23 protein-coding genes are annotated in these 26,433 nt (G+C 63.7%); 18 read left to right on the top strand and 5 right to left on the bottom strand.

From position 1 onward, the window contains the following. The 3 genes from EN964_RS01830 to EN964_RS01820 form a co-directional block, all read right to left on the bottom strand. Positions 1-1,287 (bottom strand): FAD-binding oxidoreductase (locus tag EN964_RS01830; RefSeq protein WP_164775711.1); only part of this gene is annotated, 1,287 nt, incomplete at its 3' end. Positions 1,288-1,526: 239 nt separating this feature from the next. Further along, positions 1,527-2,459, bottom strand: coding sequence for a dimethylarginine dimethylaminohydrolase family protein (locus EN964_RS01825; protein ID WP_127267591.1), 933 nt, complete (start codon positions 2,457-2,459; stop codon positions 1,527-1,529). A 28-nt stretch (positions 2,460-2,487) separates the two neighbouring features. Next, positions 2,488-4,083, bottom strand: a complete 1,596-nt coding sequence (locus EN964_RS01820; protein ID WP_164775710.1) for an amidohydrolase — start codon at positions 4,081-4,083, stop codon at positions 2,488-2,490. Positions 4,084-4,167: 84 nt separating this feature from the next. Between EN964_RS01820 and EN964_RS01815 the strand changes: the two genes are divergently transcribed. The 5 genes from EN964_RS01815 (at position 4,168) to EN964_RS01795 (ending at position 9,123) form a co-directional block, all read left to right on the top strand. Then, on the top strand, positions 4,168-5,064 hold the full coding sequence (locus EN964_RS01815) for a LysR substrate-binding domain-containing protein (protein WP_013532647.1): 897 nt from the start codon (positions 4,168-4,170) through the stop codon (positions 5,062-5,064). 119 nt (positions 5,065-5,183) lie between these two features. Beyond that, on the top strand, positions 5,184-6,278 hold the full coding sequence (locus EN964_RS01810) for an ABC transporter ATP-binding protein (protein WP_127267593.1): 1,095 nt from the start codon (positions 5,184-5,186) through the stop codon (positions 6,276-6,278). Between the two features lie 67 nt (positions 6,279-6,345). Next, positions 6,346-7,461, top strand: a complete 1,116-nt coding sequence (locus tag EN964_RS01805) for an ABC transporter substrate-binding protein (RefSeq protein WP_023812803.1) — start codon at positions 6,346-6,348, stop codon at positions 7,459-7,461. Positions 7,462-7,486: 25 nt separating this feature from the next. Continuing rightward, positions 7,487-8,320: an ABC transporter permease gene (locus EN964_RS01800; protein ID WP_127267594.1), complete on the top strand. Its 834-nt coding sequence runs from the start codon at positions 7,487-7,489 to the stop codon at positions 8,318-8,320. Next, entirely contained in the window at positions 8,320-9,123 is an 804-nt protein-coding gene (locus EN964_RS01795; RefSeq protein WP_127267595.1) for an ABC transporter permease, read from the top strand. The genes EN964_RS01800 and EN964_RS01795 overlap by 1 nt, the downstream gene beginning before the upstream one ends. On the opposite strand, the gene EN964_RS01790 is transcribed toward EN964_RS01795, so the two are convergent. Continuing rightward, positions 9,120-9,908, bottom strand: coding sequence for a 2-keto-4-pentenoate hydratase (locus EN964_RS01790; protein ID WP_127272267.1), 789 nt, complete (start codon positions 9,906-9,908; stop codon positions 9,120-9,122). The genes EN964_RS01795 and EN964_RS01790 overlap by 4 nt on opposite strands. A 272-nt stretch (positions 9,909-10,180) precedes the next feature. Here EN964_RS01790 and EN964_RS01785 point away from each other — a divergent pair, with 272 nt between their 5' ends. The 13 genes from EN964_RS01785 (at position 10,181) to EN964_RS01725 (ending at position 25,227) form a co-directional block, all read left to right on the top strand. Beyond that, on the top strand, positions 10,181-10,588 hold the full coding sequence (locus tag EN964_RS01785; RefSeq protein WP_127269159.1) for a DUF3168 domain-containing protein: 408 nt from the start codon (positions 10,181-10,183) through the stop codon (positions 10,586-10,588). 175 nt (positions 10,589-10,763) lie between these two features. Beyond that, positions 10,764-11,066: a hypothetical protein gene (locus EN964_RS01780; protein WP_127269164.1), complete on the top strand. Its 303-nt coding sequence runs from the start codon at positions 10,764-10,766 to the stop codon at positions 11,064-11,066. A gap of 137 nt (positions 11,067-11,203) precedes the next feature. Beyond that, positions 11,204-11,869, top strand: coding sequence for a response regulator transcription factor (locus EN964_RS01775; protein ID WP_023812809.1), 666 nt, complete (start codon positions 11,204-11,206; stop codon positions 11,867-11,869). Continuing rightward, entirely contained in the window at positions 11,853-13,286 is a 1,434-nt protein-coding gene (locus tag EN964_RS01770; protein ID WP_127269160.1) for an ATP-binding protein, read from the top strand. Before EN964_RS01775 ends, EN964_RS01770 begins: the two co-directional genes overlap by 17 nt. A gap of 184 nt (positions 13,287-13,470) precedes the next feature. After that, the gene (locus EN964_RS01765) at positions 13,471-13,908 is read left to right on the top strand and encodes a hypothetical protein (RefSeq protein ID WP_127269161.1); all 438 of its coding nucleotides are present in this window, start codon (positions 13,471-13,473) and stop codon (positions 13,906-13,908) included. 93 nt (positions 13,909-14,001) lie between these two features. Continuing rightward, positions 14,002-15,141, top strand: a complete 1,140-nt coding sequence (gene ccmI, locus EN964_RS01760; RefSeq protein ID WP_127269162.1) for a c-type cytochrome biogenesis protein CcmI — start codon at positions 14,002-14,004, stop codon at positions 15,139-15,141. Positions 15,142-15,149: 8 nt separating this feature from the next. Continuing rightward, positions 15,150-15,593: a cytochrome c maturation protein CcmE gene (gene ccmE / locus EN964_RS01755; RefSeq protein WP_127269163.1), complete on the top strand. Its 444-nt coding sequence runs from the start codon at positions 15,150-15,152 to the stop codon at positions 15,591-15,593. A gap of 32 nt (positions 15,594-15,625) precedes the next feature. Beyond that, the gene (locus tag EN964_RS01750) at positions 15,626-17,617 is read left to right on the top strand and encodes a heme lyase CcmF/NrfE family subunit (RefSeq protein WP_127270960.1); all 1,992 of its coding nucleotides are present in this window, start codon (positions 15,626-15,628) and stop codon (positions 17,615-17,617) included. After that, positions 17,614-18,081, top strand: a complete 468-nt coding sequence (locus tag EN964_RS01745; protein WP_127270956.1) for a cytochrome c-type biogenesis protein — start codon at positions 17,614-17,616, stop codon at positions 18,079-18,081. The genes EN964_RS01750 and EN964_RS01745 overlap by 4 nt, the downstream gene beginning before the upstream one ends. Before the next feature lie 130 nt (positions 18,082-18,211). Next, positions 18,212-19,765, top strand: coding sequence for a Do family serine endopeptidase (locus tag EN964_RS01740; RefSeq protein WP_127270962.1), 1,554 nt, complete (start codon positions 18,212-18,214; stop codon positions 19,763-19,765). A 353-nt stretch (positions 19,766-20,118) separates the two neighbouring features. Then, entirely contained in the window at positions 20,119-20,793 is a 675-nt protein-coding gene (locus EN964_RS01735) for a response regulator transcription factor (RefSeq protein ID WP_023812818.1), read from the top strand. 7 nt (positions 20,794-20,800) lie between these two features. Continuing rightward, positions 20,801-22,279, top strand: coding sequence for a HAMP domain-containing sensor histidine kinase (locus tag EN964_RS01730; RefSeq protein ID WP_127269422.1), 1,479 nt, complete (start codon positions 20,801-20,803; stop codon positions 22,277-22,279). After that, on the top strand, positions 22,279-25,227 hold the full coding sequence (locus EN964_RS01725) for a bifunctional [glutamine synthetase] adenylyltransferase/[glutamine synthetase]-adenylyl-L-tyrosine phosphorylase (RefSeq protein WP_127270965.1): 2,949 nt from the start codon (positions 22,279-22,281) through the stop codon (positions 25,225-25,227). The genes EN964_RS01730 and EN964_RS01725 overlap by 1 nt, the downstream gene beginning before the upstream one ends. A 93-nt stretch (positions 25,228-25,320) precedes the next feature. Here the strand turns inward: EN964_RS01725 and EN964_RS01720 are convergent. Then, the coding region (locus tag EN964_RS01720) for a HAMP domain-containing sensor histidine kinase (protein ID WP_164775709.1) at positions 25,321-26,433 on the bottom strand (1,113 nt) is incomplete at its 5' end.

The following is a 26,433-nucleotide window of genomic DNA, read 5'->3' as shown; positions in this document are numbered from 1 at the left end:
CACGTAGGCGGTGCCGGCGGCATAAGGTTTGGCCGCCTCGTAGATTGAACGAGCCCAGTCGGTGCAAGCCTTGTCCATGGTGGGTTCGCGCCAGCGGGCGTGAATGTTCATGACGAAATGCGAACTGCGCTGTGGGAACGCCGTTGCATCCGCCTTGACGCGACCTGCCGCGCCGCCGACATGGCCGATAAATATCTCGCATTCGGGTCCCGGCAGCTTGGCTATTGCCCCCGTTACGACCGCAGCCGCCTCCTCGGAAAACTCGGTGAAGTCATGGCTCTTCCAGTAGTTGCGGGCGCCGGGCGTGAGCAGTGGGTCGAATGCCTGCTGCCAGCCGGTGAACGGGCTGGGGCCCACGACATCGGCAATCGGCGTGCCGATGGCTCGAAGTTTTTGCGTCGCCTTTTCGCCTGCCTCGATGTCGCCGCAATAACACATGGCCAGAACCAGAACCTCCTTGCCATGCCATTCCGCGGGCAGGAAGGGCAGCGGCGGCGCCTGCCGCATGACTACCCAGCAGGTCAACTCGTCAGGAGCGGTTTCGAGCGCCTTGCGATACTCCCGCAGCACCTTTTCGGCATCGGCGAAGGGATGGACGACAAGCCCTGCCAGCACTTGCGGTCCAAACTCATGGAGATGGAACTCGAATGCCGTGACGACGCCGAAATTGCCGCCGCCGCCGCGCAGCGCCCAGAATAAATCGGGATTTTCAGTCTTGCTGGCCCGGAGCAGTTTGCCGTCGGCGGTGACCACATCGGCGGAGGCAAGATTGTCGATGGTCAGGCCGAATTTGCGGGTGATCCAGCCGAAGCCGCCACCCAGCGTCAGGCCGGATATGCCGGTGGTCGAGTTGATTCCGGTCGGCACCACCAGCCCGAAGGCCTGCGTCTCCTTGTCGACATCGGCAAGCGTCGCGCCAGGCCCGACCCATGCCCGCCGCCCAGCGACATCGACCCGCACCGATTTCATCAATGACAGATCAATCATCAGGCCACCATCGCAGACCGCACTTCCGGCAATGTTGTGGCCGCCGCCGCGCACGGAGACGAGAAGCCTGTTCTCCCTGGCGAAATTCACGGCACTGACGACATCGGAAGCGCCGACGCAGCACACGATCAGCCCGGGCAGCCGGTCGACCGTGGCATTCCAGACGGTCCGTGCTTCGTCGTACGCGGCATCGCCTTCGCTCAGCATTTTGCCGCGCAATTGTGCCGAAAACGCTTCCAGGGCTGCGGCGTCGATTGTCGTTTTTCCGCGTTCAAGCGTGGTGAGGCTCATGGTGTTCATGGTTTCCTCCCGATTTGCAGATGAGCTGTCCTCTCCCAAAAGACGTTTTTACTGTGCGCTTATATTAGCTATCGCGCAAGTTTCGCGTCGGCCAGCGTTGCGACTCGCAAGCGGGGCACATGGTGCCGCCAGCCGGCGATCTCAGCCGTTTTGCGCGCGCGACCTTGCACCCTCGGCCGCCAGGATGCCGATCATGCTGATGCGAATGTGAGCGAAGCAGCGTAGCGCTATCCCACTCCTCAGGCCGGTTCGCGCTTCAGCGCCTGCGCCATGCAGTGGATGCCACCGCCGGTCTTCGAAATCTCGCTCATGTCGACGGCCGCGACTTCGAAACCGCGCGCCTTGAGCTGACCGATCAGCGCCTGGCTGGAGGTCGGCGCGATCACCCGGTCCCTGCCCAGCGACATGAAGTTGCAGCCGAGCGCCATCGTATCCTGGAACGGCACGTCGATGATCTCGTGGCCCTTGCCCTTCAACCAGTCGACAATGCCGGGTTCGGTGCAGGCGAGGCAGACAGCGGTCAGTTTTTCGGCGATCGGCACCACCATCAGGTCGATATGGACGTAATATTCGTCGATGAAGGCGATGCGGGTTTCCCAACCCTCCTTGTCGAACCAGGCCTGTACCTGGCGCGCACCTTCCTCCTGCGTGCGGGCGCCGCCGCAGCCGATCAGCACGACGCCGTCCTCGATGACGTTGAAGTCGCCGCCCTCGAACGTGCCTGCGGTGACCATGTCGTAGATCGGGATGCCGAGCTTTTCGTAGGTGCGGATCGCGGCATAGTTCTCGCCGCGCCGCCACCAGTTGGCCATGGCGGTGATGAAGGCGCCGTAAGGCGTCATGACGCTGGAATCGCGGGAATAGACCTGCATCGGCAGCTCAGGCGTCGGCTCGTGCCAGTGGATGTTGACGCCGAAATGCTCGTAGGCGGCGACCAGGTCCTTGTGCTGTGCCTGGGCGATCTGGACGTTGCAGGGCGCCTCGCGCAGATGCTTGCGCGACAGCGAACTGGTCGACAGATGCCGCAGGAAATTGGGCGAGCCGAGCAGGACGTCGGTTAGCACGTCGGTCTCGTTGGCAAAGCCCCAGGCGGTCAGCGGCTTGGTGCCGCCGGCTGGGTTGCGGCGCTGCAGCGAAAACGGCTCGGCGACAATGCGGTCATGAACGGTCATGGGGTTCTCCTCGTGATCAGATCGGCGGTCATTTGGCTTGGGGAATGCTCGGTATCCACCAGTCGCGTCCGCGCGGGGCGGCGACATATTCAGGCCAGCGAAAATGGATAGGCGGCTCGTAGTCACAGAGCGGGGCGATCCAGTTCGAGCCGCCGATTCCGCCGCCGGTGCGGGCGACGAATTCATTCATCGCCGCATCGCGGGCGGTCTGGTCTTCCAGCAGGCGGAGCGCCGCCAGCGCGACCGTCTTGGACGCGCAGATGACCATCGGGTCGATCGTCGCCGAAATGCCGCCCAGCGCATTCATCACCCATGCCGGATAGGGGTAGCCGGTCTCCGAACGCAGCGCCGGGCGGGCGACATAGAACCGCGCTGTCGGCGTATGCCAGCTCATGTCGGTGTAATCGTCGGAGGTCGAATTGACTTGCGAGGGCGGCAGATCGCGGCGCAGGATCGCTTCCGCCGCCTGCGGCTCGATCAAGCGCTCGAGTTCTTCGATGAACGGCTCGTCGCTCGCCATGCGCCCGGCATTGACCTGTATTTCGCGGGCAACTGCCTTGGCGTCCTCGTCCCAGCGCGGCGGCCCAGCCGTCGACAGCGCTTCATAGGCGATTTCGGCCATGGCATGGTTGGCAAGTCCCGGTCGTGACTTCGACACCCAATGCCGCTCATGGCGGCAGCCGCTCATGCTGGCAGCGGCCTCGGCATTGCGGTCGAGCACCGCGGTGACCTGCTCGGCCATGGCAAGCGTCGGCACGCGGATCATGTACTGGATCTCGGCCAGCCCCGCCGGCAAATTGTCGGCGGTTGCTTGCCCCGCCGTCAGGATCGCTTCGCTGATCGACCAGCCGCCCTGGTGCGGCAGCATGGAATCGCGCAGAGCCTTGGAGGCCATGTACATCATCATCAATGCGTCGTTGGCGCCGGGGGCGCGCGCCGCCGAATGTGCTTGCGGAATGGGTGCAGCACCCGCAGCCAGCGCCCAGCGCTCCGGTTGGTCGCAGATGAAGCGATAGATCATCGCGTAGGCCGCGCCGCAATGCGTGTCCCAGCGCGCCGTGTTGCAGAGCGGCAGCATGTAGAACGGATGAAAGGAGATCATGCCGGCAAGGCCGTCATAATAGCCCTTGGCGGCATGGATCGGCTTTGACCCGCGCACCTTTTCCGCCGGCTCGCCGGTGAAGCGCAGCGTGCCTGATATGCCGTGGCGCTGCATCGCCGCCTTGGTCGCCAGCAGCCCGCCGAGGCTCGAAATCCCGAGGCCGGAATGCGGGTCGGTGTGGCCGCCGGCCTGGTTGCCAAGTCCCCGGCGCGGACGCTCGACCGTAGCGGCATCCTGGCAATTGCCCGGCACCGCGTCGTATTCGGCGTACATGCCGATGGTCGGGCCGGGGCCGTTGGTCCAATGCGCGCAGAAGGCGGTCGGCATGCCGGCGGAGCCTTCTTCGACGGAAAAGCCTTCGAGTTTCAGCCGCTCGACATACCAGGCGGCTGATTGATACTCCCGCCACGCGGTCTCGCCGTAATCGAAGATGGTGCGTGTCCACGCGGACAACAACGGCTGGATGCCGTCGAGACAGGCAAGGGCGGTTGCTTGCGCCGAGGTGGCCACCGGTTTCTCCATGGCATGAGAAGAAAGCAGTGAAGCGGGTCGCTAAAAAGTGATATGTTTTCCCGGTTCGTGCAAATTCGGTTCACCTGAGGTTCCTTGCGTATACCATCGACACAAGCGCTGCGCGCGCTCGACAGCTTCGCCCGCCACGGCAGCGTCTGGCGCGCCGCCGACGAGTTGCACCTAACCCGCAGCGCTGTTAGCCATCAGCTTCGCCTGCTGGAGCGCGACCTCGGCTTCGACCTGCTCGAACGCATCGGCAAGGGCGTGGCGTTGACGCCGCGCGGCCAGCGCTACGCCAGCGATGTGCGCAAAGCGCTCACCGTTCTGGGCGACGCGGTGACGCGCGATGCCGGCACCGGAGTCGGCGGCTCGTTCGCCGTCAGTTGCACGCCCGGCTTCGCCTCGCTGTTCTTGTGCACCCATATCGGCGAGTTCCGGCAGATGTATCCTGACGTGGCGCTGCGCATCCTGACGCCGCGCCGGCTCGACGATGTCAGCAATGCCGATGCCGATGCCTTCATTGCGTTTGGTGTCGGCAATTGGCCGAACCGGGCGGTCGAGCCGCTCTGTGAAATCTCGTTCACGCCGCTCTGCAGCCCGACACTGCTCAACAAGGTCGGTGGTTTTTCCCGGCCGTCGGACGTGCTGCGCGCCAACCTGCTGCATCTCGATGACACCGAGGATTGGGCGCGCTGGCTGGCGCTGTCCAAGGTGGAAAACCCCGACATTGAGGGCGGCATCTTCTTTTCGGACATGAACCTCGTCTTTTCGGCGGCGATTGCCGGCCAGGGCATCGCCATGGGCGACGAACTGACCAGCCGGCGGGCGCTGAGCGAGGGCCGGCTGGTCAGGCCGTTCGACATAGCGATCAAGTCGCCGCGTTCCTATTTCCTGGTCTCCGAACACGCCAAGGCTTCGCATCCGGTGCTGGAAGCGTTCGCAGGATGGCTGCGGTCGAAACTCCAGGAGAACCGCATTCTGCCGTATTGAGGGCAGGTGGCGACATCTCGCCATAGATGAATGGAATTTGCCGATCACGCGAAAACTATTCGGTTGCGGTGAGCCGGCACCCTGCCTACGATTTCGACAAGCGTTAGGGAAAGGGCAGTATGCAGCAACCCGGCCGTGCCGCAGAGATCAAGGCAATCGGGATCGGCAAGAGCTTCGGCTCATTCCGTGCGCTGGACAATCTGTCGCTCGATATCGGCCGTGGCGAGTTCCTGACCCTGCTCGGGCCGTCCGGTTCGGGCAAGACCACCTTCCTGATGATCCTTGCCGGCTTCGTGCAGCCGACCGAAGGCAAGCTGTTCAGCGACGGCGTCGACATCACCGACCGGCCGGCCGAGCAACGTGCCGCCGGCATGGTGTTCCAGGGCTACGCGCTGTTCCCGCATATGAGCGTCGAAGCCAACATCGCCTTCCCACTCAAGGTGCGCAAGAAATCGGCCGCCGACATCAAGCGCCGCGTCGGCGAGATGATCGAGCGCGTCGGCCTCAAGGGCCACGAGAAAAAACTGCCGGCGCAATTGTCAGGCGGTCAGCAGCAGCGTGTGGCGCTGGCCCGCGCGCTGGTGTTCGAACCGGGCGTGCTGTTGCTCGACGAACCGTTTTCCGCGCTCGACAAGGGCCTGCGCGGCCAGATGCAGGCCGAGATGAAGCGGCTGCACCAGGAGACCGGGACCACCTTCGTCTTCGTCACCCACGACCAGAGCGAGGCGCTGGCGCTGTCGTCACGCGTTGCCATCTTCAACCACGGCAAATTGCTGCAGGTTGGAGCGCCCGACGAGGTCTACGACCGGCCGGACAACCGCTTCGTCGCCGAGTTCCTCGGCGAGATCAACATGCTGCCGCTGAAGGGGGTCAAGCCTGCCGGCAATGGCTCGACCGGCCTGTGCGAGGACCGCGCGGTCAGCATGGGCTGCAAGGCCGAACTCGTGCGCGGCGATGCCATCCTGGCGATCCGGCCCGAATACATGTCGATATCGAGCGAGGCGGCAGATGGTGAGAATGGGATCGCCGCTACCGCCACCAACTCCACCTATCTCGGCGCGGCAACGCGGCTCGACCTGACGACGCGGCAAGGCGCCAAGGTCACGGTCTCGGTGCCGAGCGAGGTGGCTGCCGCGGCGTTGAGCAAGGGCAACTCCGTCTGGCTCACCTGGCCGGCGGAAAAGGGTTTCCTCCTTCCGCATGGAGGGCAATGACGAACGGTGTGGCGAGATATCGCAGCACCGATTCCGGCACTATCAACAACAAAAAAGGGGAACTGACATGACACATGATACCAAGAAACAAGCCATCGAGAGCCTGTCCGCCAGGGCAGGCCGCGGTGAGATCTCGCGCCGGCAGTTCACACAGTTGGCGGCACTCGTGCTGGCCGGCACGCCGATGCTGCTGCGCTCGACAGGTGCCTTTGCGCAGGCCAAGGAGCTGGTGCTGGTCAACTGGGGTGGCGATGCCATCACCGCCTACGATGCCGCCTATGGCCAGGCCTTCACCAAGGACACCGGCATCACCGTCAAGATGGACGGTTCGGGTCCGACCGAAGGTGCCATCGCCGCGCAATTCAAGAGCGGCGCGCCGACCTGGGATCTCGTCGATGTCGATCCGTTCTCGGCCATCACGCTCGGCGCCCAGGGGGCTCTCGAGCCGATCGATTACAACATCGTCGACAAGAAGAAGATGCGGCCCGGCTTTGGTTGGGAATACGCCGCCTCGACCTATTTCTTCTCCTATGTCATCGCCTATGATTCCGAGAAGTACGGCAAGGACGCGCCGACCGGCATGGCCGATTTCTTCGACGTGAAGAAATTCCCCGGCAAGCGCTCGCTCTACAAATGGGGCGTGTCGAGCTGGGAAGCGGCGCTGCTCGCCGACGGTATCGCGCCTGCGTCGCTCTACCCGCTCGATCTCAAGCGCGCCCATGACAAGATCGCCGCCTTCAAGGAAAACGTCGTTGCCTATTGGGGTGGCGGCGCCGAAAGTCAGAGCGTGCTGCTCAATGGCGAGGCCTCGATGGCAATCGTCTGGTCGACCCGCGCTTCACTGATCGAGCAGGATAGCGGCGGCAAGATCAAGTTCATCTGGGACCAGGGCCTGATCTCGCCCGGTGCGCTCGCCGTGCTCAAGGGCAATCCCGGCGGCAAGGACGCTGCGATGAAGTTCATCGCCAGTGCCCAGGACCCTGAAAAGCAGCTGGTCATGTTCGACAAGCTCGGCCAAGGTCCTGCAAACCCGGCGGCAGACGCGCTGATCCCTGCCGACAAGAAGCGCATCAACCCGGTCGATCCCGAGAACATGAAGAAGCAGATCGCGCTCGACATGGACTGGTACGCCAAGAACTACGGGCCGGCGCTCGACGAATACACCAAGATCATCTCGGCCTGATCAGGGCAGGGGTAATCGGGTCGACATGAGATCCTATCTCTCCGACAGGATGGGCGCGGCGCTGTTGATGGCGCCGCTGCTCCTGTTTCTTGTCCTGGCCTATGCCTGGCCGTTCCTCGGCGTCGTCAAATGGAGCTTCACGCTGCCGACGCCCGGCCTCGGCCAGTATGAGGCGCTGCTTACCGACGATCTCGTGCAGTCGGTGTTCATCCGCACGCTGCGCATCGCGGCGGTCGTCACCGTGGTTTCGGTGGCCGCTGCCTACGCCATCACCGTCGTCTGGGTGCGTGGAACCCCGGCACAGCGCCTGGTCGCCGAGTTCTGCATTCTCGTTCCCTTCTGGATTTCCGTGCTGACCCGTGCCTTCGGTTGGGTGGCGCTGCTCTCCAATCGCGGCCTGATCAACAGCTGGCTGCAGGCGATCGGCTTCATTTCCGAACCGTTGGCGCTGGTGCGCAACGAATTCGGCGTCATCGTCGGCATGACGCATTTCCTCATTCCTTTCGCCGTCTTCCCGCTGGCATCGGCTATGCGCAGCCTCGACGACCGCGTGCTCCTGGCCGCGCGCGGGCTCGGCTCCAGCCGCATGCGCACCTTCTGGACAGTGTTCGTGCCGATGACGCGCTCCGGCATCATCGGCGCGGCGATGATCGTGTTCGTCTTCTCGCTCGGCTTCTTCGTCACGCCGGCGATCCTCGGTGGCGGCCGCAGCGTCATGATCGCCGAGCTGATCTATCTCAGGATCTTCCAGAGCCCGGACTGGGGCCTGGGGGCGGCGATCAGCGTCGTGTTGGTGCTGTTCGTCGGCGCGCTGATGGCGCTTTTGTTCCGATACGTCAGACCGAAGCAGTTGATCTGATGCCGACCTACCGCCCCGGTCCCGTCTCGCTGATCATCGCCGCCCTCGTGGCGCTGTTCCTGCTGATGCCGCTGCTCGCCGTCATCCCGGTGTCGCTGACGCCGAGCCGCATGCTGGCGATGCCGTCGGGCGAACTGTCGCTGCGCCACTACCGGGCGCTGGTCGAGGACCCGCGCTGGCTCCAATCGATCCTGCTCTCGATCCGCATCGGTGTCGTCAGCAGCGCCTTTTCAACCGTGCTCGCGCTGTGCTTCAGCCTCGGCGTCTGGATGTTCCAGCCCCGCTTCACCGCGGCCCTGGTCGGCTTCGTGCTACTGCCGATGGTGGTGCCGCCGGTGGTCTCGGCGATCACGCTCTACTTCCTGCTGACCTCGATCTCGGGCTTCAGCACGTTCTTCGGCTATGACACATGGCTCGGCGTCGCCATGGCGCATTCGGTGATGACGGTGCCCTTCGCCACCGTGCTGATGCTGGTCTCGCTCAGCCAGCTCGACCGGCGCATCGACCTTGCCGCGCGGGGCTTAGGGGCCACTGTGTGGGAGCGCGCCACCCGCATCATCATGCCCAACATCAAGTTCGGCATCATCACAGCGGCACTGCTCTCCTTCGTGCTGTCGTGGGAAGAAATCGGCGTCACCCTGTTCATCACCTCGGTCAACGCCATCACCCTGCCGAGGCTGATGTGGATGGGCCTGCGCGACAACATCGACCCGGCGATCGCCGCGCTCTCGGTGATCCTGATCATCATCACCGTGCTGGTGCTGGCGGTGCGCAGTTTCGTGGCCAGGCAGCGCGGAGCCTAGACAAACCGCACCGAGACGCGGCCAAACCGGCCGAGATCGCCGGTGACTTCGTCGCCTGCCTCGACGCTTATCGGCGTCACGCAGGTGCCTGTAATCACCACCTGTCCCGGTTGGAGCGCTATGCCCAGGCCCGACAGCTCGTTGACGAGCCAGGTGAGCGCGATGCGAGGATCGCCCAACACGGCCGCTCCCGATCCGTTGTGCTGCGACTTTCCGGAAACGAAAGCGACCACGGGGTGCTTTGCAAGGTCCACGCCGCGCCAGTCGTCTTCCGCCGCCTCGCCGATGACAAACAGATTGGCGCAGGCATTGTCCGCAATGAGCTGCGGCGCCCCGACGGCGCAGAAATCGTCATAGCGTGAGTCCGGAATTTCGATCGCCGGGTGCAAGGTCGCCACGGCTTTCATCACTTCGGCGATTTCATAGGGCGCAGGACGAGGCGGCAACTCGCGGCCGAAGCGGAAAGCGAACTCGATCTCGGCCACGCGCATCTTGCTCGTCGCCAGCGAAACGGTCCCGCCGACCTCCACCGCTTTTTCGGCCAGGAGACGTCCGGCCATCGGCCTGTCGACGTTGATGTGCCTTTGTCCGGCCAGACTGGTCGCGGCAATCTTCCAGCCGAAAAGCGAGGCCGCCGAGCGATCTATGACATGCGACTGGATGGCGTAACCTTCGAGCCGTGTTTGTGGGCGCAACGCCTCAGGTATGGCGCCGAGACGGGTGCCCTGGTCCCAGTGGCCTACCAACAACCGCGAGGCAGCCCTGGTCTTTTCTGGATCCAACATCATCAGCTTCCGAAATTGCTTCGTGGATCGTCATGCGACCCTGTATCGAGCGAGAATATGTAACCAGGAATCGAGAGTCCATGTTCACGGCGCGGTGCCCGCGGACGATGGTGTTGGCAAAGTCGCCCTTTCGAGATCATCGGCATCCATCATTCCGATGACGAATCGCCATCGCCTCCGCGCGTCGAATGGCTATATTTGTCAGAACACGCAGAACGCGGACAGCTTCCGAAAAGCAATAATCGGCAGCGCAGGAACTGGAGGAAAAGACGATGACCGCGCCAGGCGATTTACAGCAGGCACTGTTTCTCAGGCTGAAAAGCGATGCATCGCTGTCGGCCTTGCTGGGCGGCGCCGGACTGCTCGAACGGCCAACCGACAATGCCGCTTTTCCGTACGTGACCTGCGGCCAGACCTCCGCTTTCGACTGGGATACGGGCACCGAGAACACCGACGATCAGTTGATTACGCTGCATGTCTGGTCGAAAGCCCATGGCGACGCCGAAACGCTTGCCATCATGGCCGCCATCCAGGCGCGCCTTGCCGACGCAGCATTGGTGATTGGCCCTCGCGGCCAGACACGACTGTCGCTGGAATTCGCCGAAGCCCGCCATGACGAGGATCTGCTCGTCCATCACGGGCTGCTGCGTTTTCGCGCGATAACGCAGGAAAATGCCTGATGCGCTTTCAATATGGTCAAAACCGAGTCTAGACTGGACTTTCGCGGGATTTCACCTGTTCGAGGCGGTGAAATTCCAGGTTGATTGTCTCGCGTTGCAGGGGTGTGGCGAGGATGTTTTCAGCGGCATTCACCGTTCATTTCACGTTCAGCACCGATACGTTACAACGCCGGTCATGAAAACGCTTCGCTCCCACTTCCGAATCGCGACACTGGCGCTTTGTGCTGCCGGGCTGTTCGCGTCGCGGGCGATGGCGATGCCGGTCATCGCGCCGCCCGACCTGGCCAGTCCGATCGTACTGGCGGCGTCCGATTGCTACGCCATCGGCCAGCAGGTGGCCGAGCAGAATGGCGGAACGCTGGCCAAGGCCTCGCAATCGACGCGCGGCGGTCAGCCTGTCTGTGTCATCGTGGTGCTCGTTCCAGGCAAGGACGGACAACGTCCGCGCCGTTCCGAGATCGTCGTTCCGCTGAACTGACCCAATCAACCTTAGGCTACGTTTCCCAGGCCGCCGGAATCGGCCTATATCTGCCCCAGTCTTCAATCTGACAAAGCTCTTCAATCTGACCAAGCCCTTCAATCTGACAAAGCTCTTCAACAGGTATCGAACTCCGCATGCGTGTACTCGTCGTCGAAGATGACAAGGATCTCAATCGGCAGATATCGGATGCGCTGGTCGATGCCGGCTATGTCGTCGACCGCGCCTTCGACGGCGAGGAAGGCCATTTCCTTGGCGACACAGAGCCCTATGACGCGGTCGTGCTCGATATCGGCCTGCCGCAGATGGACGGCATAAGTGTGGTCGAGCGCTGGCGGCGCGGCGGCCGCAAGATGCCGGTGCTGATCCTGACGGCGCGCGACCGCTGGAGCGACAAGGTCTCCGGCATCGATGCCGGCGCCGATGACTACGTCACCAAGCCGTTCCACATCGAGGAGGTGCTGGCCAGGCTGCGGGCCCTGATCCGGCGGGCTGCCGGCCATGCCTCGTCCGAACTGACCTGCGGGCCGCTGCGTCTCGACACCAAGGCCTCCAAGGCCGATGTCGACGGCGTGCCGCTGAAACTGACGTCGCACGAATTCCGCCTGCTCGCCTATCTGATGCACCATATGGGCGAAGTCGTCTCGCGGACCGAACTGGTCGAGCATCTCTACGATCAGGATTTCGACCGCGATTCCAACACCATCGAGGTGTTTGTCGGGCGGCTGCGCAAGAAGATGGGCATCGACATGATCGAAACCGTGCGCGGCATGGGCTACCGCATGCGTGAGCCGGAGGCGTAACTCGGAACCGCTCAAACCAACCGCAAGGACGCCGCTTTCGCTGCGTTTGTGGCCGCGTTCGCTGACGTTCCGCGTTATCGCCTTTTCCACGGTCTGGGCGATCGTGACGCTCGTTGTCATCTTCACCTTGATCACCACCCTATACCGCCAGGCCAGCGAGCGCGGCTTCGACAGCCTGCTTTCGGCGCATCTGTTCAACCTGATCGGTTCGATCGGCATCTCCGATAGCGGGGCGCTGACTGGCGCGCCAGACCTCGGCGACCTTCGGTTCTCGGAGCCGAATTCGGGCTGGTACTGGTCGGTCGAGCCCGCTTCGGAGGGCGTGCATGGCGATCTCCACTCGTCGTCGATGACCACGACGATCCCATCACCGAGCGTTGCCGAGGTGCCGTTCAATGCCAGCTTTCAGCGCAGCTACGCAGCTGAAGGCATCGACGGCGAGCAACTCGAAGTTTTCGAGAGCGAATTCGTTCTCGACGCCAAGAACCGGGCCGCGCGTTTCCGCGTCATGGGCAACCAGAGCGAACTCGAACAGGAAATCGCTACCTTCCAGCGCCGCCTGCTGACCTATCTCAGCCTGTTCGGCGTCGGCATGATCGCCATCAACGCGATCGCCATCCTGCTCGGCCTGCAGCCGCTGCGCCGGGTCAGGAACGCGCTCGCTATGGTGCGCGAAGGCACCGCCCAGAGGCTCGACGGCCGCTTCCCGGCCGAGATCGAACCACTTGCCAACGAAACCAATGCCTTGATCGAAAACAACAGGCGCATCGTCGAGCGGTCGCGAACACAGGTCGGCAATCTCGCCCATTCGCTGAAGACGCCGCTGGCGGTACTGCTCAACGAGGGCCGCGCGCTCGGCGGTGCCAAGGGGCAGCTGATCGCGGAACAGGCCGCTTCCATGCAGAAGCAGGTCGAACACTATCTCCAGCGCGCCCGCGTCGCGGCACAACGCGACAGCGTCGTCTATCGCACGCCGGTGACGCCGCTGGTGCAGCGCATGGTGCGGGTTCTGCAGAAGCTCAATCCGCAGACAAATCTGTCGCTGTCGCTGCCGGCGGCCGAAATCGTCTTCGCCGGCGAGCGCGAGGATCTTGAGGAATTGCTGGGCAATCTCCTTGAAAACGCGATGAAATGGGCAAAGAGCGCGGTGCAGGTTTCGGTCGTGCCCTTGACCGGCAAGGACGACCCGGCCGGCCTGTTCGAGATCAGCATAGAGGATGACGGTCCGGGCATTCCCGAGGACAAGGCGCGCGAGGCTCTGAAGCGGGGACGGCGTCTGGACGAGACGAAGCCCGGAACAGGTCTGGGGCTGGCCATTGTCGCAGACCTTGTCAACGAGTATGGAGGCGTTCTGGCGCTCGAACGGTCCGGTATGGGCGGATTGAAGGCGGTGGTGCGATTGCGGAGCCTTCAGTGATGTTCACCAGGTCCAATCGACATAGAAGGACGGGAGATGTTATTGGCGGCATGTCGATTGGTCCCGCAGTGGCAGCGGCCAAATTTCCGACAAATATCAATACTATGGCCACGCCAACTTCTCCGATGACGCGGCCCCCGGCGCATCCATGGCAGGCTCCCACTCAAGAAAATCGGTTGTTGGCATGAAGATTCGCGTCGCTCTCGTTTCCGCATTGCTGGCCGTTTCCGGCTGCACCACCTTGAGCGGCAAGGGTCCAGCCATAGCAGTGACACCGGCCTCGACACCTCCTTCCAGCGGCAAGGTGACCACGACGATCATTTCGGCGATGGGCGGCGGCCTCATCAGCGGGACGATCGGCAACGGCCTCAGCGAGACCGAGAAGCGCAGCGCGCTCGAGGCTGAATACAAGGCGCTGGAATATACGACCAGCGGCCAGAAGGTGACGTGGAAAGGCGCTCAGGCTTCGCGCTACGGCGAGGTGGTTCCGGCCCAGCCGTACCGCGTCGGTTCGCAGGACTGCCGCCAGTACACGCAGACGGTGTTTTCCGCCGGCGCCGGGGTCACGGCGCGTGGAACCGCTTGCCGCAACGCCGATGGCAGCTGGACGCCGCTGACCTGACGACCGTCTGCCGACGATTGGCGGCTGGCGTCGTCAAAGCGTCGCAGCATGCATCTGTTGGCACGGCAGAGCTCTGCCGGTATTGGAAGAACCATGCTGTTCTGGGTCATAGCCGCCATTCTCACGCTGGGTGCAAGCCTGGCGGTGCTGCTGCCGCTGGCCGCCAGCGCCAAGGGCGCGTCGTCGAGCGGCGAACATGATCTCGAAGTCTATCGGGACCAATTGTCCGAGCTTGACCGCGACGCCGCGCGTGGCTTGATCCAGCCGGCCGAAGCAGCCGAGGCCCGCGCCGAGATCGCTCGCCGCATCATTCGCCTTGACAATGCGGGTACCGCCAGCGGCGCAAACCCTGGCCGAGCGTCGATCACGGCAAGGCTGGTGGCAACCGTAGCCGTGCTGGCGGTGCCGCTGGTCAGTTGGGGGCTCTATGTCAAGCTTGGCTCTCCCGACCTGCCGTCGCAACCGCTCAGCGAGCGGTTGGCCAAGAATCCCGCCGACAGTTCGGTCGACGAGCTGGTGGCGCGGGCCGAAGCCCATCTGGCCGCCAATCCCACTGACGGCAGGGGCTGGGACGTGCTCGCACCGGTCTATCTGCGCATGCAGCGCTTTTCCGACGCGGCGGGAGCCTATCGCAACGCCATTCGGCTCGATGGCGACAGCGCCGTTCGCCAGGCCGGTCTCGGCGAGGCGATCGCCAGCGCGGCAGGCGGCATTGTCTCGGCCGATGCCCAGGATGCCTTCGAGGCAGCCCTGAAGCTCGATCCGGCCAACGCGAAGGCGAGTTTCTACCTGGCCATGGCGTTGGCGCAGGAGGGGCGCGCCAAGGAAGCGACCACGGCATGGCAGGCGATGCTGGGCAGATTGCCGCCGGACTCGCCATGGCGCGGTGCCGTCGAGCAGGCGCTGGCCAAATCCGGAGGCTCCGACGTCGCCTCCAGCGGCGCCAGCAACGGTCCCGATGCCGGCGATGTCGACGCCGCATCCTCGATGTCGCCGCAGGATCGGGAGGCCATGATCAATACGATGGTCGCCGGCCTCGACGACAAACTGCGGCAAAATCCGCGTGATCCGGAAGGATGGATGCGGCTCGTTCGTTCCTATGTCGTGCTCGGCAAGGCCGATCAGGCGCGTGAGGCGCTCGGTCGCGCCATCGCCGTCTTTGGCGCAGACAGTGAGCAGGCGAAGAAATTCACCGCCTTTGCCGCTTCGCTTGGCCTTGCGGCGACGGAGTAGAACAAGACATGACGCGCAAGCAGAAACGATTGTCGGTGATCACGGGCGGGCTGGTCTTTCTGGGTGCCGCGACGGGGCTGACTTTTTACGCGCTTGGCCAGAAGGCCTCCTTTTTCTACATGCCGGCCGATCTCACCACCGCCAGTGTCCAGCCTGGCCAGCGCATCCGGTTGGGTGGATTGGTCGAAAAAGGCACGATCCAGCGCGGGCAGGGGGCAACGGTCGGCTTTTCGGTGACCGACACGCACAAATCGGTCAAGGTCACCTACACCGGCATCCTGCCCGACCTTTTCCGCGAAGAGCAGGGCGTCATCACCGAGGGTACTTTCGGCCCGGACGGGGTTTTTGTTGCCGATAGCGTGCTGGCCAAGCATGATGAGCGCTACATGCCCAAGGAGGTTGCGGACGGCCTCAAGGCCAAGGGCGTCTGGCAGGAGAACAAGAGTGAATAGCTCCGGCAGGAGAGCGACAATGGATCACGGGCATGGTTGAAACCGGACATTTCGCCCTCGTCCTGGCGTTTGCGCTTTCGCTGGTGCAGACGGTGGTGCCGCTGTTTGGCGCGCGCCTGAACAACCAGCGCCTCATGGCCGTCGGCGGTCCGGTCGCGGTGACCGGCTTTGCCTTGACGGCGCTGTCCTTCGCAGCGTTGGCGAGTGCCTATGCAAGCTCCGATTTCTCGGTGGCAAGCGTGTGGGAAAACTCGCATTCCTTGCAGCCGTTGATCTACAAGATCACCGGAACCTGGGGCAATCATGAAGGCTCGATGCTGCTTTGGGTGTTGATCCTGACCTTCTTCGGCGCGCTCGTCGCCGCTTTCGGCTCCAACCTGCCGGCGACGCTGCGCGCCAATGTGCTTGCGGTGCAAGGCGCCATCGGCGCCGCCTTCTTCCTCTTCATCCTGGCGACGTCCAATCCGTTCATCCGGCTCAATCCGGCGCCGATCGAAGGCCGCGATCTCAACCCGATCCTGCAGGATCTCGGCCTCGCCATCCACCCACCGTTCCTCTATCTCGGCTATGTCGGCTTCTCGATCTGTTTTTCCTTCTCGGTCGCCGCCCTCATCGAAGGCCGCATCGACGCGTCCTGGGCGCGCTGGGTGCGGCCGTGGACGCTGGTCGCCTGGATGTTCCTGACCGGCGGCATCGCCATGGGATCGTACTGGGCCTACTATGAACTTGGCTGGGGCGGTTTCTGGTTCTGGGATCCGGTCGAGAACGCCTCCTTCATGCCGTGGCTGGCGGGCACAGCGCTGCTGCATTCGGCCATCGTCATGGAGAAGCGCTCGGCGCTGAAGATCTGGACGCTGCTGCTCGCCATCCTGACCTTTTCGCTGTCGCTGCTCGGCACCTTCCTCGTGCGTTCAGGCGTGCTGACCTCGGTGCACGCCTTTGCCACCGATCCGACGCGCGGCGTGTTTATCCTGTGCATACTGACGCTGTTTATCGGCGGCTCGCTGGCGCTGTTTGCGCTGCGCGCTTCCCGGCTGACGACCGGCGGCCTGTTCCAGCCGATTTCCCGAGAAGGGGCGCTGGTCCTCAACAATCTGTTCCTGACGACGGCGACGGCGACCGTCCTCGTCGGCACACTCTATCCGCTCGCCGTCGAAGCCTTTTCAGCCGACAAGATCTCGGTCGGCGCGCCGTTCTTCAATCTCACCTTCGGACCGCTGATGGTACCGTTGCTGCTCGTGGTTCCGTTCGGGCCGTTGCTGGCCTGGAAGCGCGGCGATGTCTTCGCCGTCGCGCAGCGCCTGATGGTGGCATTTGCAGCGGCGCTGCTGGCGACGTTGGTCACCGCTTTGTTCATCGACGGCGCCTCGGTGTTCGCAGCTCTGGGCGTTGGCCTTGCCGTCTGGCTGATCCTTGGCGCGCTCACCGATCTCGCCGTCAAATCGGGGGTCGGCAATGTCGCAGCGGGGATCATGGTCAGGCGCTTGCTCGGCCTGCCGCGCTCGGTCTTCGGCACCGCCTTCGCTCACCTTGGCCTCGGCCTGACCACGCTCGGCATCGTCGGCACACTTTGCTTCGGCACCGAGAAGATCCTGTCGATGCATGCCGGTGAGACCGTCGAACTGTCCGGCCATACGCTGCGTTTCGTCGGGCTTTATCCGGCCCAGGGACCGAATTACAGCGAGGATCTCGGCCGCTTCGAACTGATCGGCGTCAGCGGCAGCCCTGTTGGCGAAATCAGCTCCGCCAAACGGTTTTATCCGGTGCGGCAGATGACGACGACGGAATCGGGCATCAGGACGATTGGTTTCTCGCAGCTCTACATCTCGCTCGGCGACGAGGGCAATGACGGTTCCGTCGTCGTGCGTTTGTGGTGGAAGCCGCTGGTGACGTTGATCTGGGGCGGCGGCCTGATGATGATGGCGGGCGCGGCGATGTCACTGATGGACCGGCGCCTGCGCGTCGGCGCGCCGTCGCGGCGGCGCAAGCAGGCGAGCGCGGTGCCATCCGCGACCCTGCCATGAACGCGCGGTTTTCTCTGACCTCCATTGTCCTGCTGCTGGCGCTGTTCTTTGCCGGCACGGCCTCGGCGGTGAAGCCTGACGAGGTGCTGCCTGATCCGACGCTGGAGGCGCGGGCGCGGGCGCTGTCGGAAGGCTTGCGCTGCATGGTCTGCCAGAACCAGTCGATCGACGAATCCGATGCCGACCTTGCCCGCGACCTGCGCGTCCTTGTGCGTCAGCGCCTCGTCGCCGGCGACACCGACCAGCAGGTCATGGACTACGTGGTTTCGCGATATGGCGAGTTCGTGCTGCTGAAGCCGCGATTCGACCTGCGCAATGCGTTGCTGTGGGGCACGCCCGTCCTGCTGTTGCTGGTGGGAGGCGTTTTCATCGTGCTGACCGCGCGGTCGCGCCGCGTGCTGGCAACAAAATCACTGTCCTCCGAAGAACAGGCATCGTTGGACGCCATATTGCGCCGCGACTGATGTCCGCCGTCACTCCCAAACATTACCAAAGTTTCATGTGTCGGAAATGGCGCTGTAATGTGTGCCGCTCTAATTCTCCTTTCCGAGGATGCCGACCAAGCAGCGTCCGTTGAAAGAGGATAAGAGATCCATGAATATTGCCCCCAATTCATATTCCGTCACCCGCAAGCGTCTCATGGCTGCCGTCGCATCTGTCGCCGTGGCCGGTGCGATCGGGGTTGGCGCGCTGACCAGCGGAACCAGCCCTGTTCTGGCCGATGCCGTACGCGTCGAGGCGCCGCAGGTGCCGGGCTTCGCCGATGTCGTGGAGCGCGTTTCTCCCGCCGTTGTCAGTGTCAAGGTCAAGGCCAAGATCAGCCCGGCCGCCGATGATGGCTCCGACCCGTCCGACGACCAGGATGGCATGAACAACCTGCCCAACAATCCACAGCTACGCCGCTTCTTCAAGGAATTCCGTGGCTTTGGTGACCAGGACGGCCAGGGTGGCGGCAACAGGCGCTTCAGCCACCGCGACCGCAACAACGATCAGCCGCGGCCGGTTGCCCAGGGCTCGGGCTTCTTCATCTCGGATGACGGCTATCTCGTCACCAACAATCACGTTGTTTCAGAAGGCTCGGCCTTCACCGTGGTGATGCATGACGGCAAGGAACTCGACGCCAAGCTGGTCGGCACCGACCCGCGCACCGATCTCGCCGTGCTCAAGGTCGACGGCGTCGGCAAGTTTACCTATGTCGACTTCGCCGATGACTCCAAGGTTCGCGTCGGCGACTGGGTGGTGGCCGTCGGCAATCCGTTCGGCCTTGGTGGAACCGTCACCGCCGGCATCGTCTCCGCCCGCGGCCGTGACATCGGCGCTGGCCCTTATGACGACTTCATCCAGATCGACGCATCGGTCAACCGCGGCAATTCTGGCGGTCCGACCTTCAACCTCAACGGCCAGGTCGTCGGCATCAACACCGCGATCTTCTCGCCATCCGGCGGCAGCGTCGGCATCGCCTTCGACATTCCCGCTTCGACCGCCAAGCAGGTCGTTCAGGACCTGATGAAGAGCGGCTCCGTGCAGCGCGGCTGGCTCGGTGTGGAAATCCAGCCGGTCACCTCCGACATCGCTGAGTCGCTTGGTCTGAAGTCCAACAACGGCGCACTGGTTTCCAGTGCCCAGGATGATGGTCCCGGCAAGAAGGCGGGCATCACGGCCGGTGACGTGATCACCCAGGTCGACGGAAAAGATGTCGCTTCGCCGAAGGAACTGGCCCGGCTGATCGGCGCCTATTCGCCTGGCAAGTCGGTCGACGTCACCGTGTGGCGCGACGGCAAGAGCCAGACGGTCAAGGTCGATCTCGGCAAACTGCCCTCGAGCGACAAGCAGGCCTCTGTCGACCAGCAGCAGCCCGCCGCCCCGGCCAAGCCCGACACGCTGGCTGATCTCGGCCTGACCGTTACCAAGTCTGAAAACGGCAAGGGACTGGTGGTGACCGATGTCGATCCCGACAGCGATGCCGCCGATCGCGGTATCCAGCCAGGCGACGTCATCACATCGGTCAATTCGACCGAAGTGAACGGCACCGACGACGTCACCAAGGCGATGACCGATGCAGTCAAATCCGGCCGCAAGGCAGTGCTGATGCAGATCACCCGCGACGACACCAATCGTTTCGTCGCGCTGCCCGTCGCCAAGGGCTGAGGTCAGCCCCGGAGCGTTCTCTCGGCCTTTCCAGGGTGGGTGAGGGCGTTTCGGCGGCAGGTTGGGCTTTTCCAGTGCGGCAGTTTCAACACCCCCGAGCCGCCGTACGGGAAAGCATGGAGGAGCGCGCGTTAGTCAGTCATCGCGCCTTCCCCCGGCGGCAGCGGGCTTCCCATCGTCCGCTGCCGCACACTTTCAAAAGCGCTTCCGCGATCCGACGCAAAATGACATCGGCAGCGAGCAGCTTTATCTCGCACGGCTTCGGGCAATCTTGATCGCGGTGCGCTTTGGCAAAGGCCACAATGCAGATGTCTGCCACTCAACCTTCCGGCGAAATCGCGTATAACAGCCCTATGAAGATTCTCGTCATAGAAGACGATCGCGAGGCTGCGGACTACTTGCAGAAAGCCTTTGCCGAGGCCGGTCACACTGCTCATGTCGCCGGTGACGGCGAAACCGGCTTTGCGCTCGCCGACGCCGGCGACTACGACGTGATGGTGATCGACAGGATGATGCCGCGTCGCGACGGCCTGTCGGTCATTGCCGGTCTCCGGTCCAGGGGCAACACAACGCCGGTGCTGATCCTCTCGGCGCTCGGCGAGGTCGATGACCGGGTCACGGGTCTGCGCGCCGGCGGCGACGATTACCTGACAAAGCCCTATGCCTTCTCCGAGCTTCTCGCCCGCGTCGAGGTTCTGAACCGGCGCGCCAGCGCCAAGGAAGCCGAAACCGTCTACCGCGTCGGCGATCTCGAACTCGACAGGCTGTCGCATTCGGTCCGCCGTGCGTCACGCGAGATAACGCTGCAGCCGCGTGAATTCCGATTGCTCGAATATCTGATGCGGCATGCCGGCCAGGTGGTAACGCGCACCATGCTGCTGGAAAATGTCTGGGACTACCATTTCGATCCGCAGACCAATGTCATTGACGTCCATGTCTCCCGGCTGCGCGGCAAGATCGAGAAGGGCTTCGACAAGCCCATCCTGCATACGGTTCGCGGCGCCGGCTATATGCTGAAGAGCGGCTAGCTGCGGCATGGCTCTTTCCGTGCCAGCCATCATGAAGACAACGGCAGCGCGGCTTTCGGCGCTCTACCTCCTGCTCTTCGCGCTCTGCGCGGTGGCGCTCGTCTTCTATATGACCTCGTTGTCGGCGCGCATGCTGACCGGGCAGACACAGGACACCATCAATGACGAGGTGCTCGGTCTGGCTCGCGCCTATCAACGCGGCGGTCTGCCGGTGTTGGTCCGTGTAGTCGAGGCCCGCTCGCGCCAGCCCGGCGCCAACCTCTATCTGATCGCCGACGCCAACGGACAGATCCTGACCGGCAATGTGCAGAGCCTGGAGCCGGGCGTTCTCGAAACCGAAGGCTGGACCAGCAGTCCGTTCTCTTATCAGCGTTTTGGCGAGGGAGAGCTCGAGCGCCTGCGCAACCTTCCCGCCGAGCAGGGCACCACCACCCAATCCGAGCAGAACGATGCGCAGGCGCAGGGCGAAAAGGGCCACAACGCCATTGCGCTGGTGCTGCGGCTGCCGAACCAGATGATCATGCTGGTCGGCCGCGACCTTGGCGAGCCGGAGCGGTTTCGTGCGGTCATCCGCCGTGCGCTGATGCTGGCGCTCGGCATGATGGGGCTGGGCGGATTGCTGATCTGGTTTTTTGTCGGTCGCGCCGCGCTGAAGCGCATCGACAGCGTGTCGGAAGCCAGCCGTCGCATCATGGGCGGGGATCTGTCGGGCAGGCTGCCGGTGACGGGGGTTGGCGATGAGTTCGACCGGCTCTCCGAAAATCTCAATGCCATGCTGGCCAGGATCGCCACGCTCAATGAAGGCTTGAAGCAGGTTTCCGACAACATCGCGCATGATCTGAAGACGCCGCTGACCCGGCTCCGCAACCGGGCCGAAGCGACGCTTTCGGGCAAGCAAAAGCCCACCGACTACCGGCGGGCACTGGAAGGCACCATTGCCGAGTCGGACCAGTTGATAAAAACCTTCAACGCCATCCTGATGATTTCCCGGCTGGAAGCTGGCTACTCCTCGGAGAACACCAACCGCGTCGATCTGGCGGAGGCCGTGCGCGATGTCGTCGAACTCTACGAGCCGGTGGCGGAAGAGGCAGGCGTGTCGCTGGAAGCAGACGCGCCCGAGGCGGTGTCCGTCAACGGCAACCGCGAACTGATCGGTCAGGCGCTGTCGAACATCGTCGACAACGCCATCAAATATTCGACCGGTGCCAATGCCCAGCCGGCGGTGCGCGTCACGCTCGAGCGAGCCGGTACGGACGTTCGCCTGTCTGTTGCCGACAATGGACACGGCATTCCCGACGATGGCGACCGGGCGCGGGCCACGGAACGTTTCGTGCGGCTGGAGAAGAGCCGTTCGCAGCCGGGTTCCGGTCTTGGCCTCAGCCTCGCCAAGGCGGTCATGACGTTCCACAATGGCCGGCTTGAACTCTTGCCTGGCAATCCCGGATTATCCGTGGTCATGAGTTTCCCAGCACGGGAGGATCACTGATGAGCACGGCTGCGAGGGCGAAAGATTGGCTGCTGAAGCCGGCGACCAGCCTGGCTCCGCTGGACGAAGACCGTGCGCGGCTGGAACTGGCCGAGATCGCTTCCGCGGCGCGCGAAGAAGGACTGACGCGGCTGGCCAAGTTCCTGGCCGGCAAGGGCGAGGGCCAGGATTTCCTTGCTGCCGTCTTCGATCTGTCGCCGTTCCTGCGCGATACCGCACGTCGCCGGCCGCAAATCCTGGACGGGCTGTTCGAGCAGACGATCGAGGCTCGACTGAAGGTGATCGGCGCCGCCATCGACCAGGTGCATCTAGCCGAAGCAGTCTCGGAATCCGGCTTGATGATGGAGCTGCGCCAGTGGAAGGCGGAGGCGCATTTCCTCATCGCGCTGGCCGATCTTGCCGGCGAGGCCGAAACGGCGCTGACGGTCCGGCGGTTGAGCGACCTCGCAGACGCCTGCACCCGCGCCGCCGTCGACTTCCTGCTGCGCGACGCGCATAGCGAGGGCAAACTCAAACTGCCGGATGTCGGCAATCCGTCGAAACAGTCGGGCTGGATCCTGCTCGGCATGGGCAAGCTCGGCGCGCATGAGCTGAATTTTTCCTCCGACATCGATCTGGTGGTTTTCTTCGATCCGGAAGCGCCCGCCGTCGTCGATCCGCTCGACGCCACCGAGTTGTTTTCGAGGCTGACGCGCCGCCTGGTGCGCATCCTGCAGGACCGCACCGAACACGGTTATGTCTTCCGCACCGATCTGAGACTGCGCCCAGACCCCGGTTCGACACCGCTGGCGATCCCGGTCGAGGCGGCACTGCGCTACTACGAGGCGCGCGGCCAGAACTGGGAGCGCGCCGCGATGATCAAGGCACGCCCGGTGGCGGGCGATCTGGCCGCGGGTGCGGCCTTCCTCAAGGAGTTGCAGCCCTATATCTGGCGCAAATACATGGACTACGCGGCGATTGCCGACGTCCATTCGATCAAGCGCCAGATCCACGCCCACAAGGGCCATGGCGAGATTGCGGTCAAGGGCCACAACGTCAAGCTTGGCCGCGGCGGCATTCGAGAGATCGAGTTCTTCGTCCAGACCCAGCAGCTCATCGCCGGCGGACGCTTCCCTGAACTGCGTGGCCGCGAGACCGTGCCGATGCTCGGCGAGCTTGCGACCGGCGGCTGGATCACCGCCGAGGCGCGCGATGCGCTTGCCCGCCAGTACTGGTTCCTGCGACGCGTCGAACATGCCGTGCAGATGGTTGCCGACGAGCAGACGCACACGCTGCCGGAAGATGATGAAGGCTTGGAGCGTATCGCACGCATGCTCGGCTTTGCCGATGCTTCTGCCTTTTCTCAAGCGTTCCGTGCCTCGCTGCAGCAGGTCGAACGTCACTACGCGGCACTGTTCGAAACAGCACCCGAACTGTCGACCGGCATCGGCAACCTGGTCTTCACCGGCGATGTGGACGATCCCGATACGCTGCAGACCTTGCACGGGCTCGGTTTTCAGCGGCCAAGCGACATCTGCCGCGTCATCCGTGGCTGGCATTTCGGCCGCTATCGCCTCACCCAGTCGGCGGAGGCACGCGAGCGGCTGACGGAACTGACGCCGGCGCTGCTGCGCGCCTTCGGCCAGACGCGCCGGGCCGACGAAGCTCTGATGCGCTTCGACGAGTTTCTCGCCGGCCTGCCGGCTGGCATCCAGCTGTTCTCCCTGCTGCAGTCCAATCCTGCCCTGCTGAAGCTTCTGGCGACGATCATGGGGGCCGCCCCCCGGCTGGCGGCGATCATCACCCGCAGGCCGCATGTCTTCGATGGTTTGCTCGACCCGGCCATGCTCACCGAATTACCCGACCGCGCCTATCTGTCGGCGCGGCTTTCCGCCTTCGTCGAGGGCGACCGGCTTTACGAGGATGTGCTCGACCGGCTGCGCATTTTTGCCTCCGAGCAGAAATTCCTGATCGGTGTCCGGCTGCTCGCCGGCTCGATCGATCCGGCGCGGGCCGGCCGCGCCTTTTCCGATCTGGCGGATCTCACCATCGAGGCTGCGTTGCAGGCGGTGACGGCCGAATTCGCGGCACGCCACGGCACCATTGCCGGCGGCGTGGTTGCGCTGCTCGGTATGGGCAAGCTTGGCAGCCGCGAGCTGACCGCCGGATCGGATGTCGACCTGATCCTGCTCTACGACCACGCGTCGGATGCCGAAGAGTCCGATGGCGACAAGCCGCTGGCACCTTCGCATTACTACACCCGCATGACGCAAAGGCTGATCGCGGCGGTGTCCGCGCCGACGGCGGAGGGGGTGCTCTACGAACTCGACCTGCGCCTGCGGCCGTCCGGCAACAAGGGACCGGTGGCCACCCATATCGATGCCTTCAAGAAATACCAGCGCCAGGAAGCCTGGACCTGGGAGCACATGGCGCTGGCCCGCGCGCGCGCCATAGCCGGTGACGCTAGCCTGTGCGGCGAGGTTGAAGCGGAAGTAGCGGCTGTACTTGGCCAGCCGCGCGATGCTGCAAAGGTGATGGCCGAGGCTGCGGACATGCGGGCCATGATCGAGAAGGAAAAGCCGCCGCGCGATCTCTGGGACATCAAGCTTATTCCCGGCGGCCTCATCGATCTCGAATTCATCGCCCAGGTGGCCGTCATTACCGGGCAAGTCGAGACCGGGCGCCGCGCCACCGGCACCGCCGAGATCCTGTCGCGCCTGGCACCGGGCTTCGCGGCTGCCGGGGTGAGGCAGGAGCTTGGCGATGCCTACGCGCTCTATCTGGCGCTGACCCAGATGACGCGGTTGTGCCTCACGGGAGCCTTCGAGCGCGACGACGTTCCGCCGGGGCTTTCGGATCTGCTTCTGGCGGTGACCGACCTGCCGGATTTCGGTGTGCTGGAAGCACACCTCAAGGAGACGTCGCAGAAGGTCAGGAAGGATTTCGATCTTTTGCTTCGTACGGGATGACCGTGAAGCGGTCGTTCGGAGTATCGGACAAAAATGAGACCCTGTTTGGGGAAATCCGATGCTCAAGCAAAGAGATAGAGCCGGCGGAAAATCTCACGCTGCAACCTTGATCGCCAGCACGGCCCTCTTCACCGGAATGCGCACCGACACGATCGTGCCGACACCTTCGCTCGACCGGATCTTCAGCGCGCCGCCCTGAAGCTCGGCCAGCGAACGTGAGATGGCAAGGCCAAGGCCAGACCCGGCATGGCTCTTGGAGAACTGGTTCTGCACCTGCTCGAAGGGCCGTCCGAGCTTGCCGAGCGCCTCCTTGGGGATGCCGCAGCCATTGTCCTCGATCGTCAGCACCAGCGCACCGGATGTGTTGCGGGCCCTGACCGATATGTGGCCGCCCTGGCCGGTGAACTTCACCGCATTGGACAAAAGGTTGATGACGATCTGCTTGATCGCACGGCGATCGGCGACCAGCGTCAGCGCATCGGCAATGCGCGTTTCCACGGTGATGGCCTTTTGCGCCGCCTGCAGCGAAACGACGCGTACGGTTTCGCTGATCAGCGGGCCGAGGTCGATTTCTTCCCGGTCCAGAGAGAACTGGCCAGCCTCGATCTTGGACATGTCGAGAATATCGTTGATGACGCCCAGCAGATATTTGCCGCTGCTGTTGATGTCGGTGGCATATTCCTCGTAGCGCTCCGATCCGAGTGGGCCGAACAGCCCTTGCTCCATCAGTTCGGAGAAGCCGATGATCGCGTTCAGCGGCGTGCGCAACTCATGCGACATGTTGGCCAGGAATTCGGATTTGGCCCGGTTCGCCGCTTCGGCCCGTTCGGTTTCCTTCATGTATTTGCGGTTGAGGTCGACCAGTTCGCGCGAACGCTCCTCCTCGGCCCGCCGCGCCAGGCTGAGATCATGGATCGTTGCCATCAGCCGCCGCTCGCTGTCGACCAGCTTCTCCTGGTGCAGCTTGATCTGGGTGATGTCGGAGCCGACCGAGACGATGCCGCCGTCCCGGGTCTTCAGTTCGTTGACCTGCAGCCAGCGGCCGTCGGCCAGCTGCCGCTCGAAAGTGGCGCCGCCTTGCAGGCCGCTGGTGTGGGCAAGGCGCCGTTCGGAAGCAAAGGCCAGCATGCGTTCTTCCAGCGCCGCGCGCGCGGTGCCCGGCATCACGTCGCGGTCCGAAAGCCCGTTGTCCTGCTGGTATTTGGA

It is taken from the genome of Mesorhizobium sp. M7A.F.Ca.CA.001.10.2.1, from assembly GCF_003998575.1.
In the GTDB taxonomy this organism is placed as follows: domain Bacteria; phylum Pseudomonadota; class Alphaproteobacteria; order Rhizobiales; family Rhizobiaceae; genus Mesorhizobium.
This window is presented reverse-complemented; position numbering and strand designations above follow the sequence as displayed.

Bases quoted from the DNA above. Each gene is read 5' to 3' on its own strand.
- EN964_RS01825 (WP_127267591.1), bottom strand. From the start codon at position 2,459: ATGACCGTTCATGACCGCATTGTCGCCGAGCCGTTTTCGCTGCAGCGC.
- EN964_RS01820 (WP_164775710.1), bottom strand. From the start codon at position 4,083: ATGGAGAAACCGGTGGCCACCTCGGCGCAAGCAACCGCCCTTGCCTGT.
- EN964_RS01810 (WP_127267593.1), top strand. From the start codon at position 5,184: ATGCAGCAACCCGGCCGTGCCGCAGAGATCAAGGCAATCGGGATCGGC.
- EN964_RS01805 (WP_023812803.1), top strand. From the start codon at position 6,346: ATGACACATGATACCAAGAAACAAGCCATCGAGAGCCTGTCCGCCAGG.
- EN964_RS01800 (WP_127267594.1), top strand. From the start codon at position 7,487: ATGAGATCCTATCTCTCCGACAGGATGGGCGCGGCGCTGTTGATGGCG.
- EN964_RS01795 (WP_127267595.1), top strand. From the start codon at position 8,320: ATGCCGACCTACCGCCCCGGTCCCGTCTCGCTGATCATCGCCGCCCTC.
- EN964_RS01790 (WP_127272267.1), bottom strand. From the start codon at position 9,908: ATGTTGGATCCAGAAAAGACCAGGGCTGCCTCGCGGTTGTTGGTAGGC.
- EN964_RS01785 (WP_127269159.1), top strand. From the start codon at position 10,181: ATGACCGCGCCAGGCGATTTACAGCAGGCACTGTTTCTCAGGCTGAAA.
- EN964_RS01780 (WP_127269164.1), top strand. From the start codon at position 10,764: ATGAAAACGCTTCGCTCCCACTTCCGAATCGCGACACTGGCGCTTTGT.
- EN964_RS01775 (WP_023812809.1), top strand. From the start codon at position 11,204: ATGCGTGTACTCGTCGTCGAAGATGACAAGGATCTCAATCGGCAGATA.
- EN964_RS01765 (WP_127269161.1), top strand. From the start codon at position 13,471: ATGAAGATTCGCGTCGCTCTCGTTTCCGCATTGCTGGCCGTTTCCGGC.
- ccmI (WP_127269162.1), top strand. From the start codon at position 14,002: ATGCTGTTCTGGGTCATAGCCGCCATTCTCACGCTGGGTGCAAGCCTG.
- ccmE (WP_127269163.1), top strand. From the start codon at position 15,150: ATGACGCGCAAGCAGAAACGATTGTCGGTGATCACGGGCGGGCTGGTC.
- EN964_RS01750 (WP_127270960.1), top strand. From the start codon at position 15,626: ATGGTTGAAACCGGACATTTCGCCCTCGTCCTGGCGTTTGCGCTTTCG.
- EN964_RS01745 (WP_127270956.1), top strand. From the start codon at position 17,614: ATGAACGCGCGGTTTTCTCTGACCTCCATTGTCCTGCTGCTGGCGCTG.
- EN964_RS01740 (WP_127270962.1), top strand. From the start codon at position 18,212: ATGAATATTGCCCCCAATTCATATTCCGTCACCCGCAAGCGTCTCATG.
- EN964_RS01735 (WP_023812818.1), top strand. From the start codon at position 20,119: ATGAAGATTCTCGTCATAGAAGACGATCGCGAGGCTGCGGACTACTTG.
- EN964_RS01730 (WP_127269422.1), top strand. From the start codon at position 20,801: ATGGCTCTTTCCGTGCCAGCCATCATGAAGACAACGGCAGCGCGGCTT.
- EN964_RS01725 (WP_127270965.1), top strand. From the start codon at position 22,279: ATGAGCACGGCTGCGAGGGCGAAAGATTGGCTGCTGAAGCCGGCGACC.